This is a genomic window from Lyngbya sp. CCY1209, assembly GCF_055795065.1.
Genome location: NZ_JAYFER010000384.1, coordinates 1 through 218, shown reverse-complemented (window position 1 = coordinate 218; position 218 = coordinate 1). Strand labels below are relative to the sequence as shown.

Genomic DNA, 218 nt, shown 5'->3' with positions numbered 1-218 from the left:
GAACCCTACTGGGAACCTAAATTCGAGGGAACAAGCTATGGGTTTCGACCCGGACGCTCAACTCTTGACGCAGTTGGTAGAATATTTATTGGTATCAACAAAATGGGATACTACGTCCTTGATGCCGACATCGCCAAATGTTTCGACCAAATTGACCATGATTACCTGCTATCCAAACTTCATTGTCCAACGACCATTAGGCGTAATATCAAACAATG

General features: G+C 43.6%; 1 protein-coding gene. It reads left to right on the top strand.

Translation table 11 applies throughout. The annotated features are described in order from the left end of the window. Window positions 1-218: reverse transcriptase domain-containing protein (locus AC0QHF_RS11080; RefSeq protein ID WP_324704269.1), on the top strand; the 218-nt coding region annotated here is incomplete at both ends.